Annotated in this window: 14 protein-coding genes; 3 read left to right on the plus strand and 11 right to left on the minus strand. The window is 65.9% G+C overall.

Annotated features, from left to right (window positions below):
• Positions 1 to 6: 6 nt before the first annotated feature.
• The 11 genes from FS767_RS13505 to tssA all read right to left on the minus strand — a co-directional run bounded on the left by FS767_RS13505 (position 7) and on the right by tssA (position 12,642).
• Entirely contained in the window at positions 7 to 1,944 is a 1,938-nt protein-coding gene (locus FS767_RS13505) for a type VI secretion system Vgr family protein (RefSeq protein ID WP_144966196.1), read from the minus strand.
• 11 nt (positions 1,945 to 1,955) lie between these two features.
• Positions 1,956 to 4,631 (minus strand): type VI secretion system ATPase TssH, encoded by a 2,676-nt coding sequence (tssH, locus tag FS767_RS13510; RefSeq protein WP_144966198.1) that lies wholly within the window; start codon positions 4,629 to 4,631, stop codon positions 1,956 to 1,958.
• Entirely contained in the window at positions 4,624 to 5,640 is a 1,017-nt protein-coding gene (gene tssG, locus FS767_RS13515; protein ID WP_144966200.1) for a type VI secretion system baseplate subunit TssG, read from the minus strand. The genes tssH and tssG overlap by 8 nt, the downstream gene beginning before the upstream one ends.
• Positions 5,637 to 7,499, minus strand: coding sequence for a type VI secretion system baseplate subunit TssF (tssF, locus tag FS767_RS13520; RefSeq protein WP_144966202.1), 1,863 nt, complete (start codon positions 7,497 to 7,499; stop codon positions 5,637 to 5,639). Before tssF ends, tssG begins: the two co-directional genes overlap by 4 nt.
• Positions 7,496 to 8,011, minus strand: coding sequence for a type VI secretion system baseplate subunit TssE (gene tssE, locus FS767_RS13525; RefSeq protein ID WP_144966204.1), 516 nt, complete (start codon positions 8,009 to 8,011; stop codon positions 7,496 to 7,498). Before tssE ends, tssF begins: the two co-directional genes overlap by 4 nt.
• Positions 8,005 to 8,448 (minus strand): hypothetical protein, encoded by a 444-nt coding sequence (locus tag FS767_RS22860; RefSeq protein WP_178102737.1) that lies wholly within the window; start codon positions 8,446 to 8,448, stop codon positions 8,005 to 8,007. Before FS767_RS22860 ends, tssE begins: the two co-directional genes overlap by 7 nt.
• A complete protein-coding gene (locus tag FS767_RS13535) occupies positions 8,445 to 8,885 on the minus strand; it encodes a type VI secretion system amidase effector protein Tae4 (protein ID WP_144966206.1) in 441 nt (146 codons plus the stop codon). Before FS767_RS13535 ends, FS767_RS22860 begins: the two co-directional genes overlap by 4 nt.
• Before the next feature lie 70 nt (positions 8,886 to 8,955).
• Positions 8,956 to 9,444: a type VI secretion system tube protein Hcp gene (locus FS767_RS13540; protein WP_058638525.1), complete on the minus strand. Its 489-nt coding sequence runs from the start codon at positions 9,442 to 9,444 to the stop codon at positions 8,956 to 8,958.
• Between the two features lie 70 nt (positions 9,445 to 9,514).
• The gene (tssC, locus tag FS767_RS13545) at positions 9,515 to 11,011 is read right to left on the minus strand and encodes a type VI secretion system contractile sheath large subunit (RefSeq protein WP_144966208.1); all 1,497 of its coding nucleotides are present in this window, start codon (positions 11,009 to 11,011) and stop codon (positions 9,515 to 9,517) included.
• A gap of 11 nt (positions 11,012 to 11,022) precedes the next feature.
• A complete protein-coding gene (gene tssB / locus FS767_RS13550; protein ID WP_025340314.1) occupies positions 11,023 to 11,538 on the minus strand; it encodes a type VI secretion system contractile sheath small subunit in 516 nt (171 codons plus the stop codon).
• Between the two features lie 72 nt (positions 11,539 to 11,610).
• A complete protein-coding gene (tssA, locus tag FS767_RS13555) occupies positions 11,611 to 12,642 on the minus strand; it encodes a type VI secretion system protein TssA (protein WP_144966210.1) in 1,032 nt (343 codons plus the stop codon).
• Between the two features lie 393 nt (positions 12,643 to 13,035).
• Here tssA and tagH point away from each other — a divergent pair, with 393 nt between their 5' ends.
• Genes tagH through tssK form a run of 3 tightly spaced genes read left to right on the plus strand, consistent with a single transcriptional unit; the run spans position 13,036 to position 16,317 of the window.
• Positions 13,036 to 14,430 carry a type VI secretion system-associated FHA domain protein TagH gene (gene tagH, locus FS767_RS13560; protein ID WP_144966212.1) on the plus strand — a complete coding sequence of 465 codons (1,395 nt, stop codon included), beginning with the start codon at positions 13,036 to 13,038 and terminating at the stop codon, positions 14,428 to 14,430.
• 39 nt (positions 14,431 to 14,469) lie between these two features.
• Complete coding sequence (gene tssJ / locus FS767_RS13565) at positions 14,470 to 14,967, plus strand: type VI secretion system lipoprotein TssJ (protein ID WP_144966214.1); 498 nt, start codon at positions 14,470 to 14,472, stop codon at positions 14,965 to 14,967.
• Positions 14,968 to 14,982: 15 nt separating this feature from the next.
• Positions 14,983 to 16,317, plus strand: coding sequence for a type VI secretion system baseplate subunit TssK (gene tssK, locus FS767_RS13570; protein ID WP_144966216.1), 1,335 nt, complete (start codon positions 14,983 to 14,985; stop codon positions 16,315 to 16,317).

Raw genomic sequence — 16,317 nt, forward strand, 5'->3', positions numbered from 1 at the left:
GTCTCGTTACTGGTCAGAGCCGGAGAAGATCGCCTTCACCGAACTGTCGATGGTCTGTTTCACGCCCTGGTTGTCAGGCGCGGTCTGCGCGCCGCTGCCGACGTTGAGGTCGAGGGTGCCGTCGGTATTGATCTCGCCGTTCTGACTGGCATGGAAGCTGAACTGCTCGCAGCTGATGTTGATCTGGCCGCTGGCGTTCAGCTCGATCACGCTCTTGCCGCACACCAGGCGCAGGTTTTCACCCACTTCGATCAGGTAGCTGGTGCTGACGCTGTCAGTCTTGCTGGCGCCGACCAGCAGCATGTCGTCGCGGCGCACGGCGCGGATGCGGTCCTGGCCGATGGTGATGGTTTCCAACATGCCGACCGTCTGGGTGCGGTTGATGCCGACCGCCAGCGTCTCGCACTGCTCGACCACGGTGTCCATGTTGCGCTCGGCATGCACGTACAGCTGCTCGGCGCCCTTTTTGTCCTCCATGCGGATTTCATTGAAATTGGCCGGGCTGCCCCCCTTGCTCGAACGGCTCTTCATGCCGCTTTGCGTGGCATTGGCGGGCAAGTCGTAAGGCACGCTCTGCTCGGCGTTGTATACGCGGCCGGTGATGATCGGCCGGTCAGGGTCGCCTTCGAGGAAGCTGACGATCACCTCCTGGCCGATCCGCGGGATCTGCATCGAACCCCAGTTCTTGCCGGCCCAGGCCTGCGACACGCGAATCCAGCAGGAGCTGTTCTCGTTGGACTGGTCATGACGGTCCCAGTGGAAGTGCACTTTCACCCGGCCATACTGGTCGGTCCAGATTTCCTCGCCAGCGGGGCCGACCACCACGGCGGTCTGCGGGCCCTTGACGATCGGCCGCACGGTGCTGCATTCGGGGCGGAAGCTCTGCTGCGCGTCGATGCAGCTGAGGTTGCTCTCGAACTGCGCGGCGCCGCTGCCGGTGCCGCTTTCCAGGCGCTCTTGATGCACGTAGTAGCGCGCGGCGACGATCAGGTACTCGCGGTTCTGGTCCTGACGGGTGAAACCGCTGAGGCTGAACAGGTGACCGCTGCCCAGGCCACGGGCGTTGCCGCGCAGCTCGACGCGCTCGTGCAGGCTTTGCAGCGATTCCAGGCGCGTACGCGCGTAATGCTCGCCGTCCTGGCTTTGCTGGTAGGCGCCGGGGTAGTCGTACAGCGGGTAATCCCCGGCCTGGTGCGGGCGCGGCATGGCCGAGCGCACATCGATGCGTGCGCTGGGGCGCTGGAAGTCATAGTCGTTGAGTTCCAGCGAACCAGGTTGGACTTCCTGGGCCAGGTGCCAGTCGTTGATGTGGTCGCGCTCGCGATGCTGCCCGTCCGGCGGGTAGTAGGGCACGCTTTCGTAGCCCGGCACCTGCGGATGCGCGCCGTAGGCATCGGCCAGCACTAGCACGTGGCGCTGCGCTTCATGGCGGAAGAAGTAGTAGATGCCTTCCTCTTCCATCAGCCGGCTGACGAAATCGAAGCTGGTCTCGCGGTACTGCACGCAGTACTCGCGCTCGCAGTAGCTGCGGCTCAAGGCATCCTCGAAATCGGAAAAGCCAAGGTCGCGGAACACCTGCTTGATGATTTGCGGTGCGCTCAGGTGCTGGAAAATGCGGCAGTCGCTGGTGCGGGTCAGCAGCCACAACCACGGCCGCAGGGTGACCCGGTAGCTGGCGAACTGGCCCTGATCGACCGCCTGGCTGCAGCGGGCGACGATGCCATGGAAGTAGCGAGAGGTGTCCAAGCCCTGTTGCACGCTCAGGCTCATCGGCTTGCCCAGCAGGGCGTTGAGGTCGATGGCCGGGTCGTCGCTGGTCAGCCGCAGCTCATAGTCGAACAGGCGGCCGAGCTCGTCGCTGCCGCCCATTTCGGCCAGGATCAGCTTGTCCGGCCCCACCGGGCTGTTGATCTGCGCCAGGCGCGTGAACTGCGTGAACAGCATGGTCGGTCCTGTCAGTCGGCTGCGCCGAAGTCATAGTGCAAGTCGTTGTCGCGGCGGCTGATGCGTACGCTGGCTAGCGGCTTGCCTTCGAGCATGCGGGTGAGAAACTCGCGGCTCATGTCCGGCAGCAGGCCGTTGGTGAGGATGGCGTCGATCATGCGGCCACCGCTTTCGGTTTCGCTGCAGCGCGAAACGACCAGCTCGACCACACCGTCGTCGTAGGCGAAGCCTACCTTGTGCGTGCCTTCCACGCGCTTACGAACGCGCTCCAGCTGCAGACGGGTGATGGCCTTGAGCATGGCGTCGCTGAGCGGGTAGTAGGGGATGGTCACCAGTCGGCCGAGCAGCGCCGGCGGGAAGATCTCTAGCAGCGGCTGGCGCAGCTGGCTGGCTACCGTGTCGGGGTCGGGCAGAGCCTGCGGGTCGTTGCAGGTACGCGCGATCAGCTCGGTACCAGCGTTGGTGGTGAGCAGGATCAGGGTATTGCGGAAGTCGATCTGGCGGCCTTCGCCGTCTTCCATCACGCCCTTGTCGAACACCTGGAAAAAGATCTCGTGCACGTCCGGGTGGGCCTTTTCTACCTCGTCCAACAGCACCACGCTGTACGGCCGGCGGCGCACCGCCTCGGTCAGCACGCCGCCCTCGCCATAGCCGACATAGCCGGGCGGGGCGCCCTTTAGGGTGGACACGGTGTGCGCTTCCTGGAACTCGCTCATGTTGATGGTGATCAGGTTCTGCTCACCGCCGTACAGCGCCTCGGCCAGGGCCAGTGCGGTCTCGGTCTTGCCCACGCCGGAGGTGCCGGCGAGCATGAACACGCCGATCGGCTTGTTCGGGTTGTCGAGGCCGGCGCGGGAGGTCTGGATGCGCTTGGCGATCATTTGCAGCGCGTGGTCCTGGCCGATGATGCGCTTGGCCAGCAGGCTGTCGAGGTTGAGCACGGTCTCGATCTCGTTGCGCGCCATGCGCCCCACCGGAATCCCGGTCCAGTCGGCCACCACCGAGGCGACGGCCTGGTAGTCCACGGTCGGCAGAATCAACGGGCTCTCGCCTTGCAGCGCGCTCAGGCGCTGTTGCAGGTCGGCCAGTGTTTCGCGCAGTTCGGAGTTTGCTGGCAACGCCGCGTCCTGGTCGACCACACCGGCCTGGTCGCGCAGCTGCGCGCGGGTGGCCAGCAACTGATCGACCAGGGCCTTTTCCTCGGCCCAGCGGCTTTCCAGGGTGGCTCGGCGTTGGCGCTCCTCGGCCAGCAAGCCGTCGGCCTGGGCCTGGCGCTGCCCGGTGGCCACGCCGATGGCGGCTTCGCGGGCGATGATCGCCTGTTCGACCTCCAGCGCCTCGATGCGCCGGCGGCTGTCATCGACCTCGGCCGGCACCGCGTGCAGGCTGATGGCTACGCGCGCGCAGGCGGTATCGAGCAGGCTCACCGACTTGTCCGGCAGTTGGCGCGCCGGGATGTAGCGGTGGGACAGCTTGACCGCGGCCTCGAGTGCCTCGTCGAGGATCTGCACCTGATGGTGCTGTTCCATGGTCGATGCCACCCCACGCATCATCAGCAGGGCCTTGGCTTCGCTCGGCTCGTCCACCTGCACTACCTGGAAGCGGCGGGTCAGGGCCGGGTCTTTCTCGATGTGTTTCTTGTATTCGGCCCAGGTGGTCGCCGCCACCGTGCGCAGGCTGCCACGGGCCAGGGCCGGCTTGAGCAGGTTGGCCGCATCGCCGGTGCCGGCTGCGCCCCCTGCACCGACCAGGGTGTGTGCTTCATCGATGAACAGGATGATCGGCTTGGGCGACGCCTGCACATCCTCGATCACCTGGCGCAGTCGCTGTTCGAATTCGCCTTTCATGCTGGCGCCGGCCTGCAGCAGGCCGACATCCAGGCTGCGCAGTTCTACGTCCTTGAGCGCCGGCGGCACATCGCCGGCGACGATGCGCAAGGCGAAGCCTTCCACCACGGCGGTTTTGCCGACACCGGCCTCGCCGGTAAGGATCGGGTTGTTCTGCCGGCGGCGCATGAGGATATCGACCAGCTGACGGATCTCTTCGTCGCGCCCGACGATAGGGTCAAGCTTGCCGCTGCGCGCTTGTTCGGTAAGGTCGACGGTAAAGCGCTTGAGCGCCTCCTGCTTGCCCATCGCCGCCGGCGCCACGGCGCCGCTGGCTTCGCCGGGCAGCGCAGCGCTGAAGCCGTCGGTGGCAGCCAGGTGGTTTTCCGGCGAGTCGCCCACGTACTCGCTGAAGCGTTCGCTCAGCGCCTCGACCTTCACTTTGCCGAATTCGCTGGACAGCCCCTGCAGGGCATGGCGCAGGCTCGGGGTCTTGAGGATGCCGACCAGCAGGTAGCCGGTGCGCACCTGGCTTTCGCCGAACATCAGGCTGCCGTATACCCAGCCGCGTTCGACGGCTTCTTCCACCTGCGAAGACAGGTCGGTGATCGACGTCGAACCGCGCGGCAGGCGGTCCAGGGCATCGGTCAGGTCACGGGCCAGGCGCGCCGGCTCGATATCGCACTGGCGTACGATGCGGTGCAGGTCGCTGTCCTGCAGTTGCAGCAATTGGTGCAGCCAGTGCACCAGCTCGACATAGGGGTTGCCCCGCAGCTTGCAAAATACCGTGGCGGCCTCGATGGCCTTGTAGGCGACGCTGTTGAGTTTGCCGAACAGCGCGGCGCGGCTGATTTCACCCATGGTCCTGGTTCCTTGTGTGGTGGGCGGCGGCCGGCTGGTCGGCGTAGTACCGGGCCAGCTTCAGGTCGCGTGCATCGTGTGCAGGGCGGCCAAGCCAGGTGTCGAAACCCAGGCGTTGGCCGGCATTGAGTTGCAGCGCAGGCACCTGGTCCTGCGCAAGGATCAGGTTGAGGTCCCAGTCCAGTTCCTGGCCCAGGTACTCGGCGACCCAGGCCGCCAGTTCGACGAAAGCCTGCCCGCCGGGCAGCAGGGCGTGGTACTGGTCGAGGCTGAGTGGGCCCAGGCACAGGCGGAACTTGTGCTGGCGGTCCCAGACGTAGCGGCCCAGGCACAGGTCCACGCCCAGGCGGTTGGCGCGCACGCCGAGCTGGCTGCGTTCGGGCAGTTCTAGCCATTGGCCGACGTATTCTTCCAGCGTCACCGGCACGCCAAAATAGCCGCCAAGTATGCTGCACAGGCCGTCCGGGTAGCGGGTTTGCGCGCTCAGGTGGCCCGACCAGTGCAGTTTGCCGGTGTCGGCCAGCGCGCCCTGACCTTGCAGTTCGGGCTGGCCACGGCCACTCAGCGCCGCCAGGCGCGCGGCCCAGTAGTCGTCACCCGGGCGGTCGTGGCTGACCGTCGGGCGCGCTTCGGCCCAGGCTCGGTAGAACAGGCTCAGCAGGCGGTGATGGAAGACGTCCAGGAACGCCTTGCTGGTCGCGTCGCCGTGGTTGCGCTGGCGCTCGCGCATGTATTCGGTGAGGTGCAGTGGCAGCGGGCCATTGGGGCCACCCAGGCCGAAGAAGAACTGCTCCAGGCGCGCCGGCTGGTCGCCGTCGGCACTGACCGCAGCCAGGGTCGCCGGGGCGAACCCGCAGTCCAAGCGCTGGCCCAGGCGCACCGGCTCGTCTGCCAGGCGCAGGGAATGGCCGAAGCGTGGCAGCTCGGGGTGCTGCGCCTCGAGGCGGCGCAGCGCCTGGAAGAAATCGTACGCCCAGGGCTGCGCCTGCATGGCCTGCAAGGTATTCATAACGTCGGCCTGCGCCCGGGTTTAGCGGCCCAGCGCATGATCTCGCCACGTTCGCTGGTGCGCAGTACAGTTTCGGTGAAGCTGTTGATCGACACATAGCGGGTCAGGAAACGTTCGAACACCGCACCCAGCAGGAACACGCCGGTGCCGCGGAAGGCGTTCTCATCGAAGGTCAGGGTAATTTGCAGGCCACGCCCGAACACGATTGGCCCCGGCATCGGCAGGCGCCGCGTGCAGGGCTTGCTGCTGACCTCGCGCAGGCCGTCGATCTGCAGGTTCAGGGCGCTGTCCTGCGGGTCGCCGTACAGGCGCAGCAGTTCGCGCAGGGCAGCGGCGCCCTGGCCGTGTTCGGCCAGCGACAGGTAGTTCAGCGACAGCTGGCTGATAAGGCGCCAGGCGCGGTTGTCGTGGGCATGGCTGGCTTTGGGCCTGCTCGGGCCGGCCAGGCAGCGGATGCCGGCCACCGGCGCGCTGTCGGCCAGGCTGAAGTCGCTGCGGCCATCGCCCACGTTCATGAACAGCGGCAGGTCGCGGTTGCTGCACAGGGCGCTGATACCCAGCTGGCGCAGGTCGTGGCGGTACGGCGCCTGCTGGCCGTCAACCAGGCTGATGAACGTCTCGCTCCCCATGTAGCTGGAGCGGGTACCGTTGCGGCGCTGGTCGCTGGACAACACCCGTGGCTCGCGGCGCACGATGTAGTAGGCCTGGTCGCGGCCATAGCGCGACGGGTCGCGCACGGCGTAGAACGGCAGGAATTCCTGGTCCGGGCCGGTGCCGTAGCCGGTGACCCGCTGCAGCGAGTGAATCTCGAAATCGGTGGGCCGGGTGCGGTCGGCGATCACGTGGTGCTCATGCACCCGATCGGTCAGGTGCAGGCGGTCGACCCGGCGCGGGAACAGGTTGATCGCAGGGGTGCAGAACGGCACGAACTGGCTGGCGCCGACGCTGCTTTCCAGGCTCTGGTCGAAACGCTCGAACAACACCAGCACTTCCAGCGTCTGGCCGCTGCAGCGCTGCACCGCCCGTTCCAGCCCGGCGATATCGACGAACAGAAAGCGCTGCGGCAGGGCGAAATATTCCTGCAATAGGCGGTAGCCCTGGAACGCCTGCGGTACCACTGGCAATGCTGCCTCGCGGTCGTCGAAGCCACACGGGCGCAGTGCCTGTTCGACGGGAATACGCTCCACCCAGTCCGCGCCGGGTTGGCGGACGAACACCGCGCAAGCGCTGCCCAGCAGTTGCTCGTAGAGGCGGAACGGGGTTTCGTCGGCGCCGTTGAGGTACAGCGGCAGGTGGCTGAGCGGCAGGCTGGCGAATGGCACCTCGGCGCCAGTGCGCAAGGTCAGGCGCATGCCGGCGCGGGCCTGCGGCACGCTGCTGGCTAGGCGCCCGAGCACCGCACCGGGGTTGCCGAAGTACTCGGCGGCGGCCACCTGCAACGGCCACAAGGTAACGTCCTGGGTGCTGCGGAACTCGCACGGGGTCTGCGAGTTGCGCCCCAGGTTGGCGCGCAGCACACTGTCACGCGGCAGGCGGAAACCGCTGGCCAGCGAACCCTCGTCGGGGTCGGTCTGCAGTTGCACCACGGTCATCGACGGGGTCGGCGCCAGGTAGTGTGGGTAGGCGATTTCCAGCAGGTTGTGGGTGAAGGTCGGGTACTCGGCGTCGAGCTTGAGCTGCACCCGGGCGGTGAGGTAGGCGAAGCCTTCGAGCAGGCGCTCGACATACGGGTCGGCGCACTCGATGCCGGACAACGTCAGGCGCCCGGCAATTTTCGGGTATTCCCTGGCGAACTCCGCGGCACTCTCGCGAATGTGCTGCAACTCCTGGTTGTACAGCTCGAGCATGCGCGGGTTCATGCACGCCTCCGGCGTTCGGCGGGGGCCACACGCACATGCCCGGACTCAAGGTCGATGTCGGTCTGCAGCAGCAACGGCAGCGCCGCTGGCTGGGCCCACAGGTCGCCTTCGATCTCGAAGCTCAAGGCGTTGGCGTTCATCTCGCCGGGCGCGGCCTGGGCCCGCACCTTGAGGGTGTGGGGGAGAATGCGTGGCTCGTAGGTGGCGATGGCCTGGTGGATGATGCGTTCCAGTTCGGCCAGGTCGATGTTCGAGGCGCTGTTGCCGGCCAGCGCCGGTAGCCCATAGTTGACCACCGAGGCCCCGGCCGGGGTGTCCAGGGTGGTGACGCTGTCGAGCAGCGAAGTGGTGTTGAGCAACCAGGCGAGGTCGCGCAGCACAGAGGCCTTGAGCTGGTGCAGGCTGAGCACGCGCTTGTCCGGTGCTTCCTGCGGGTTGCCCGGGTTGTCGTCGGTCAGGCGGTCCAGCAGCGACGGCTGCAGACGGTCGCGGGCGGCGATCTCGGCTACCACTCGAACAGCCCCACGAAGTTCTTCTGGTCCACCGGGCCACGCGAGCAACTGCCGCCACGGGCCAGGATGGAGGGTTCCAGGCGCGTGCCGAGCTGGCGCACAGCCTGGAACTGGCTGTCGCAACGGCCAGGTTGCGCCGGGTCTGGCTGCACATGGCTGACAATGATGATCTGCGCCCCCTTGAATTGTTCGACGCGTGGCTTGCCGCTGTCGCGCCCTGGGCTGAGCTGGCAGGGCCAGGGCATGTCCAGTTGCAGCAGCGAGGCATCGGCTTTGCGCAGCGCGCAGCGGCCTTGGTGGTTAACCAGCGCAAGGGTGTGGCCGCCCAAGGTCACCTCAGGCGCCTCGCCCGACGGGGCAGCGGGCGCCTGGGCACACGCGTTCAAGGCGAATGCGAGCAGCAGCGCCGGCAGCAGGGTTGTGCATGCAGGTCTCATTTCAGCTCCCAGAACCAGACAGCCTTGGATCGGTGCGCCTGGTCGGCGAAATAGCCCGTGACCCGGCCTCGGTCCCACAGATCGATGTGGTCGCCGGTACGGTTGTCGAATGCCTGCCCGGCACGGGCGAAGCAATCCTTGAAGAAGATGATGCCGCGCTTCTCGCTGAGCTTGAGGCGGTCGCCGGCGCTGCCGCTCAGTTGCAGGGGTGCGCCGAGATGGTGCTTCCACAACCAGTTGGCCAGCGACTCGGCGCCCCGGGCATGGCCATGAGCACAGCGCGGTTCGCTGTAGCTGCCGGCGTTCACCTTGATGGTGTGTTCGCCATTGAGCGCAATGCTCATGCGAATGGCGCACTGGTTGTCCCAGCCGCCGTCGCAAGGCGACGAGTCGGTCGGGTAGGCATTCCACAGGTTGATGAAAGAAGGCTTGGCCATGGGTTCACCGTAAGCGGGTGAGGTGAGGGAAGGGCGCCCACGCCAGCCAAGGCGGCGCGGACGCGGTCGGTCAGATCTTGACGTTGGAGCGGATGTTCCAGCCGTACTTGATCGGGCCGCCTTCCTTGCTGCCGTCGGCTTTCTGCGGCTGATAATCGACGGTGACCTTGGCGAAGTTCAGGGTCACGTTCTCGGTCAGGCGGTCGTCGCTGCCCGAGCCACCGGTGCTGAGCGAGCTGATGATGACTTCTTCGAGGTTGATGATCAGGTACTCGACCTGACTCTCGCCCCCGGCCTTGCGCACGGTCAGCTTGACCTTGTCGATGTGCTTGCCGCTGGAGCAGTGGGCCATCAGGTTGGGGCTGGACTTGTCGATGTACTTGGTGATCGACAGGTCCTGGATGTTGACCTTGCCCGAGCCGCCGCCGCTGCCCGTGTGCATGTTGCCGGACTGGGACATGCCCCAGCTCCAGTTGAGCACGTCGATTTCGTCCTTGTGGGCCTTGTCGTGGGACTCGCCCTTGATGTCGCCGATCTTGATGAAAATATCTACAGCCATGATGTCCTCGGTATTACGCGTCAGGTTGGCGGTTGGGTGCAGTTGGGGCTGTCAGACAGCCCGGGGGCGGTCAGGCCCCTTTGGCCGAAGGCAGCTTCGATACCAGGCGCAGCGACACGGTCAGCCCTTCGAGCTGGTAGTGGGGGCGCAAGTAGAAGCGCGAGTTGTAGTAACCCGGGTTGCCTTCGACGTCCTCGACCACGACCTCGGCCGCTGCCAGCGGGTGCTGGGCCTTGGTGGTCTCGGTGGAGTGCGCCGGGTCGCCGTCGACGTAGTTGAGGATCCAGTCCTGCAGCCAGCGCTGCATCTCGTCCTTCTCCTTGAACGAGCCGATCTTGTCGCGAACGATGCACTTGAGGTAGTGCGCGAAGCGGCAGGTGGCGAACAGATACGGCAGGCGCGCGGCCAGGTTGGCGTTGGCGGTGGCGTCCGGGTCGTCGTACTCGGCTGGCTTCTGCAGCGACTGGGCGCCGATGAAGGCCGCGAAGTCGGTGTTCTTCTTGTGCAGCAGCGGCATGAAACCGTTCTTCGCCAGCTCTGCTTCGCGGCGGTCGGAAATGGCGATTTCGGTCGGGCACTTCATGTCCACACCACCGTCGTCGGTGGGGAAGGTGTGCGCCGGCAGGCCCTGCACTTCGCCACCCGATTCCACGCCACGGATGCGCGAGCACCAGCCGTAGTGCTTGAACGAGCGGTTGATGTTCACGGCCATGGCATAGGCGGCGTTGGCCCATGTGTACTTGCTGCTGTCGGCGCCATCAGTGTCTTCTTCGAAGGCGAAGGCCTCGACCGGGTCTGTCTTGGCGCCGTATGGCAGGCGCGCCAGGAAGCGCGGCATGGTCAGGCCGATGTAGCGCGAATCTTCCGACTCACGCAGCGAGCGCCAGCCAGCATACTCCGGGGTGGTGAAGATCTTGGTCAGGTCGCGCGGGTTGCTCAGTTCCTGCCACGAGCCCATGCCCATCACGGTCGGCGAGGCGGCGGCGATGAACGGCGCGTGCATTGAGGCGCAGACTTTCGACATCTCTCCCAGCAGCTCGACGTCGGGTGGCGACTGGTCGAAGTAGTAGTCGCCGACCAGGCAGCCGTAAGGTTCGCCGCCGAACTGGCCGTACTCTTCTTCGTACAGCTTCTTGAAGATCGGACTCTGGTCCCAGGCGGTGCCCTTGAACTTCTTCAAGGTCTTGTGCAGGTCGGTCTTCGACACGTTGAGCACACGAATCTTCAGCTGCTCGTCGCTTTCGGTGTTGTTGACCAGGTAGTGCAGGCCGCGCCAGGCGCTTTCCAGCTGCTGGAAATCATCGTGGTGGATGATCTGGTTGACCTGGGCGGTGAGCTTGGCGTCGATGGCGGCAATGATCTGCTCGATCGAACCGATGGCGTCGTTGGACACCAGGCTGGTCTGCGCCAGGGCCTGCTCGGCCAAGGTACGCACGGCGCTTTCCACCGCTTCCTTGGCGCGCTCGGTCTTGGGTTTGAACTCCTGCAGCAGCAGGCTGGCGAATTCGCTCGTGTCCTGGGTGGCGCCAGCTGGCTGGGCCTGGGCTTCGCGCAATGGATCGTTCATGGGCTGTCTCCTCAGGCCTTGGGCTCGTTGTCGACGGGTTTTGGCGCGCTGGCCAGTGCCTGTAGCAGGGCCGGATCCTTGATGGCCTTGAGGATGATGTCCTCGGCACCGGTCTTGCCGTCCATGTAGGTCAGCAGGTTGGCCAGCTGGGTGCGCGCCTCGAGCAGCTGGTTGAGGGCATCGACCTTGCGTGCCACGGCGGCCGGGCTGAAGTCGTCCATGCTCTCGAAGGTAATGTCCAGGCTCAGGTTGCCTTCGCCGGTCAGCTCGTTGGGCACGTTGAAGGCCACGCGTGGCTTCATGGCCTTCAGGCGCGAATCGAAGTTGTCGACATCGATCTCCAGGAACTTGCGTTCGGCTACCGCAGGCAGCGGTTCGGCCGGCTTGCCGGCGAGGTCCGACAGCACGCCCATGACGAATGGCAGCTGGACTTTCTTCTCGGCGCCGTAGAGCTCGACGTCATATTCGATCTGCACCCTCGGCGCACGGTTGCGTGCGATGAATTTCTGGGAGCTGTCTTTCGCCACGTTGTTCCTCCTGGTCGCCGGTGCGGCGGCGCTGTTCGTTGCGGGCGTCGGTGTTGATGCGGGCCGAGGGCGTCAGTTGTCCTCGGTGCCGCGCAGGTTCTCGAATTGCGACCAGCCATCGGGGATCAGGTCGCGGACAATGGTTGCGAAATCGGCATTGACCAGCCGCTTCGCCCGGTGCAACAGCACCGGCAGCGGGCTGGAGGGCTCGTGGCGGGCGTAGTACTGCAACAGCCGGTCGAGGCTCTGCTGCACGTCCTCGCGGCTGTTTACTTCGCCAGGGCGGGCGGCAGGCCGGGCGCTGGGGCTGGCGGCGGCGGGCGGCACTTGCTCGCTGGTGGTCGCCGGTGCTTCGGCGGCGGCCAGGGCAGGGCCTGCCCCGGCCGGGGCGTAATCGGCGAGCACCTGCTGCACCTGGCGCAGCGGCTGGCGCAGAGCCGACAGGTCGACGCCACTGGCCGAGCCGACCTGGTCGTTGACCCGCTGTTCGATGACGTCCACCGCCTCGCGGGCCAGCTGCAGGGCTGCCTGGCACTGCTGCACCTGGTCTTCGTCGGCGTCACGCAGGGCGGCGGCCAGTTCTTCGGCGCTGAGCTGTTCGCTGGCGAAGTGCTGCACGCCGGCGGCATGCAATGCGGCGCGCAGGGTGACCGGGCCGAAGGCGCGCGAGCGCACCAGCACGGCATCGCGCAGCAGGCCGATATTGGTGTCGCAGGTCAGGCCGGCCAGGGCGTTGACCCGTACCGTGGGGTCGTTGTCGTCGGCGGCGTCCAGCTGCGGGTGCAGGTAGAGCCAATACTCGGCGAGCAGGTCGCGGATCAGTTCCAGGCTGGTGGCCAGGCCCGGCAGGCCATGCAGGGCGAGGTTGGCCTGCAACAGAAAATGGGTGATGCGCAGGTCCTTGCTGCGTTGCAGCAAGCGGCTGCATGCCTGCTCGATGTCGCGCCACTGCGGCGGCTCGGCGGGCTGAACGGCATCGCCCATGACGCGCTCGGGGCGGCCCTGGGCATCACGCTCCAGTTGCAGAAACTCAGCGTCATATTCGAGGTCTTCGCCGCAGGGGAAGTCAGCAGAAACAGCGGCGAGCAACGGCGATGCGTACACCAGAATTCGATCTCCCTATCGGCCCTTGGTGAGGGCGTGTTCTTGTGCGAATTTGCAAATGTGAACTGGCGCACAAACTTTTTAACGCGTGTCGAAGTGGTATCACGATGATATTATTTTGGCACTTCGAAGTTGCGCATTTATGGTTTATTTATTTGCAGGTGTCAAGGTAAGCTACGCGCCGCCGAGTGCCTGCTGTGACGCTGTTGGCAGTAGCCAGGCACCGCTCGTCATGGATTCTGGTTAGGCCACGGCATGGGCGTTACATACCCTTCATATATTTGTGGTTTTTGCCTGGGCCGCGTGAATCAAGCGTTGCAACGGTGTTCGAGTGGCTTCGCGCACTAACTCGAATGGATGGATCGACGTTCTAAACGGATGCAAGGAGGCATGATGGCACTTTGCCTAACTATCACCAGCTATCACAAGATTACCCCTGGACAATGTCCGGAAATGCGGCTGGAGAGCGGTGCCATCACTATTGGTCGTGCGGCTAATAATGACTGGGTACTTCCCGACCCGGAACGGTTGGTATCGTCTCGGCATTGTGTGATCCAGTTCAAGCATGGCCAGTATTACTTGACCGACGACAGCACCAATGGTGTCGAGTTAGTTTGTGCCGGTATTCGTTTGCGTCGTGGTAACAGTGAGCCGTTGATGGATGGCGAAGTTATCCGTATTGGTGAATACGAGATACAGGCGCGGATCGACGCGAGCCTGCCTGGCAGCCTTGAAAGCGAGCCCCAGGCGCACAGTTTCGAAGCGCTGATGGCCAACCAGATGGCCGCTCCGGCCATGCCTGCCCCGGCGATTTCCGGGGCGCCGGCTGCGCTCCTGCAGGGGGCTTCGAGCCATGACACCCTGCCTGACCTGTTCGATTTCCTCGGCCCGGCCAGCGTGCCGCCGGTCAGCCAGCCCGACCACGTCCCTGCCCAGCAGCATGACTTTCGCCCACCAACCCCGTTGGCTCCCCCGGCACCGACTGCCGCCCCGGCCACCCCGGGGATGATCCCGGAAGACTGGGACCTGCTCGGCTCGACGCCGGCCGCAGCGCCGGCGGCAGTGGCCCCGGCCCCGGCTGCGGCTGCGGCTGCGGCTGCGGCTGCGGCTGCGGATATGATATCGCCACCGTCAGCGCCGCCGGTGACAGCGGCAGCGGTCGCGCCGCCTGCCGCTGCGCCCGCACCGGCCATGGCCAGCGACGCCCTGTTGCAGGCGTTCCTGCGCGGCGCTGGCATCGAGCACCTGCGCATCGACGCCGCCGATGCCGCCGCGCAGATGGAGGCCATCGGCCGTAGCTACCGCCTGATGGTAGAGGGCCTGATCGATGTTTTGCGTGCGCGCAGTAGCCTGAAGGGCGAGTTCCGCATGCAGCAGACCACCATTGCCCCGGTGCAGAACAATCCGCTGAAATTCGCCCCCAATGCCGACGAGGCGTTGCTGTTGCTGCTGCGCCACGGCAACCAGGCGTTTATGCCGGCAGACCAGGCGGTGCGCGAGAGCTTCGATGATGTGCGCGCCCACCAGCTGGCGGTGATGGCCGGTGTGCAAGCTGCCATCCAGCACTTGCTGGGGTGTTTCCAGCCGGCCCGCCTGGAGCAGCGCCTGGCACCGGCTGCCGGGCTGGCCAAGCTGTTCGGCGGCTCGCGCCAGGCGCATTGCTGGCAGCAGTTTACCGAGCTTTACGGGCAGATTTCCCGCGAGGCCGAAGACGATTTTCAAGAGCTGCTAGGCCGCGAATTCAGCCGCGCCTACCAGCTCCACAGCAGCCGTGCGCAACGTCGCTGAGTGCATCGGGGAAGCCCAAGGTACGTCATGAGGACAAGGATGAAAGCAATAACACTGGTAGCCGCCATGAGCCTGGTGCTGCTCGCGGCCTGCAGCAAGGACACGCCTGTTGCCGCGGTTGCCAACGAGGTGCCGGAGCGCGCCGCCGTGACCCTGTATTTCAGCGCTGCCGCCGGGCTGAACCCGGGCCCTGGTGGCACCCCGGCGCCGGTCCGGGTGCGCCTTTTCGAGCTGAAGAACAGCGCCGCCTTCGCCCGCGCCGACTACTTTGCCCTGGCCGAACGCGCCCAGGCCACCCTCGGCGCCGACCTGATCGACCAGGACGAAGTGCTATTGCAGCCCGGCGGGCATTTGCGCCTCGAGCGCCCGCTGGACCCCGCCACGCGCCACATCGGCCTGGTGGTCGGTTATCGCGAGATCGACCAGGCCCAGTGGCGCAGCGTGCTGCCTGTGCCGCCGCGCGACTACCAGATCAGCCTCGATGTGCGTGACGTGCGCAGCGCCGAGGCCACCCCTCAACCTGAACCTGCCCGCTAGGCAATCGGAGCCCCCATGTCCTGGAACAATCGCGTGGTCTGGTCGGAAGGCATGTTCATCACGACCCAGCATTTCCAACAGCACGACCGCTACCTCGAACACCTCGTAGACGCCCGCAGCCGGCCATTGAGCGCTGCTGCCTGGGGCTTCTCCGAACTGCTGTTCGACCAGGGCTTGCTCGCCCAGGGCAAGGTGGCAATCATCAGTGCCCGCGGCCTGCTGCCCGACGGCACACCGTTCGACATACCCCGCGACGACCTGCCGCCAGCGCCGCTGGAGGTGCCCGACGCGCTGCGCGATGGCGTGGTCCACCTGGGCCTGCCGCTCAAGCGCGCCGGGGCCCGCGACACCGTCGACGAAGGCGAGGCCAGCGCTGGCGCCCGCTACATCAGCCGGGTCAGTGAAGTGCGTGACGACAACGCGCCGTTCGAGAACCGTGCCGCGCTGGCCCTCGGCAGCCGCGCCTTGCGCCTGCTGCTCAGCGAGGATGGCCTGAGCGACTACGCCGCCCTCGGCATGCTGCGCATCCGCGAAAAGCGCGCCGACCGTGCCCTGATGGTGGATGACAGTTACATCCCACCGCTGCTTGACGTGGCGGCCAGCCAGCAGTTGTCCGGCTTCTGCGGCGAGTTGCTGGGGCTGCTGCACCAGCGTGGCGAAGCGCTGGCCGGGCGAGTGGTCGCCTCGGCCAATGGCGGGGCGTCGGAGATTGCCGACTTCATGCTGCTGCAATTGGTCAACCGCGCCCAGCCGCTGATCGAGCACCTCAATCAGCTGAGTCCGTTGCACCCCGAGCGCCTGTACAGCGAGTTGGTGGCGCTGGCCGGCGAGTTCGCCACCTTCACCCGTGATGGCCGGCGCCCGCTCAGCTTCCCGGTGTACCAGCACGACGACCTGGCAGCGACCTTCGCGCCGGTGATGAGCGCATTGCGCGAGGCCCTCTCGACGCTGATCGACAGCAAGGCGGTTGCGATTCCGATCGTCGAGAAGGCCTACGGCATCCATGTCGGCATGCTCGCCGACCGCAGCCTGCTCGACAGCGCCAGCTTCATCCTCGTGGTGCGCGCCGACGTGCCCAGCGAGACCCTGCGCAGCCGCTTCGGCCAACAGAGCAAGATCGGCTCGGTGGAGCACATTCGCGACCTGGTCAACCTGCAACTGCCGGGCATCGGCCTGCTGCCGTTGCCGGTGGCGCCACGGCAGATTCCGTTCCACGCCGGTTCCACCTACTTCGAGCTCGACCGTGGCAGCGAACACTGGAAGCAGCTGCAGCATTCCGGTGGCTTTGCCTTCTACGTCGCCGGCGAATTCCCCGGCCTGAGCCTGGCCTTCTGGGCTATTCGAGGATAA

This window comes from Pseudomonas sp. DE0010 (assembly GCF_007680745.1).
Taxonomy (GTDB): domain Bacteria; phylum Pseudomonadota; class Gammaproteobacteria; order Pseudomonadales; family Pseudomonadaceae; genus Aquipseudomonas; species Aquipseudomonas parafulva_B.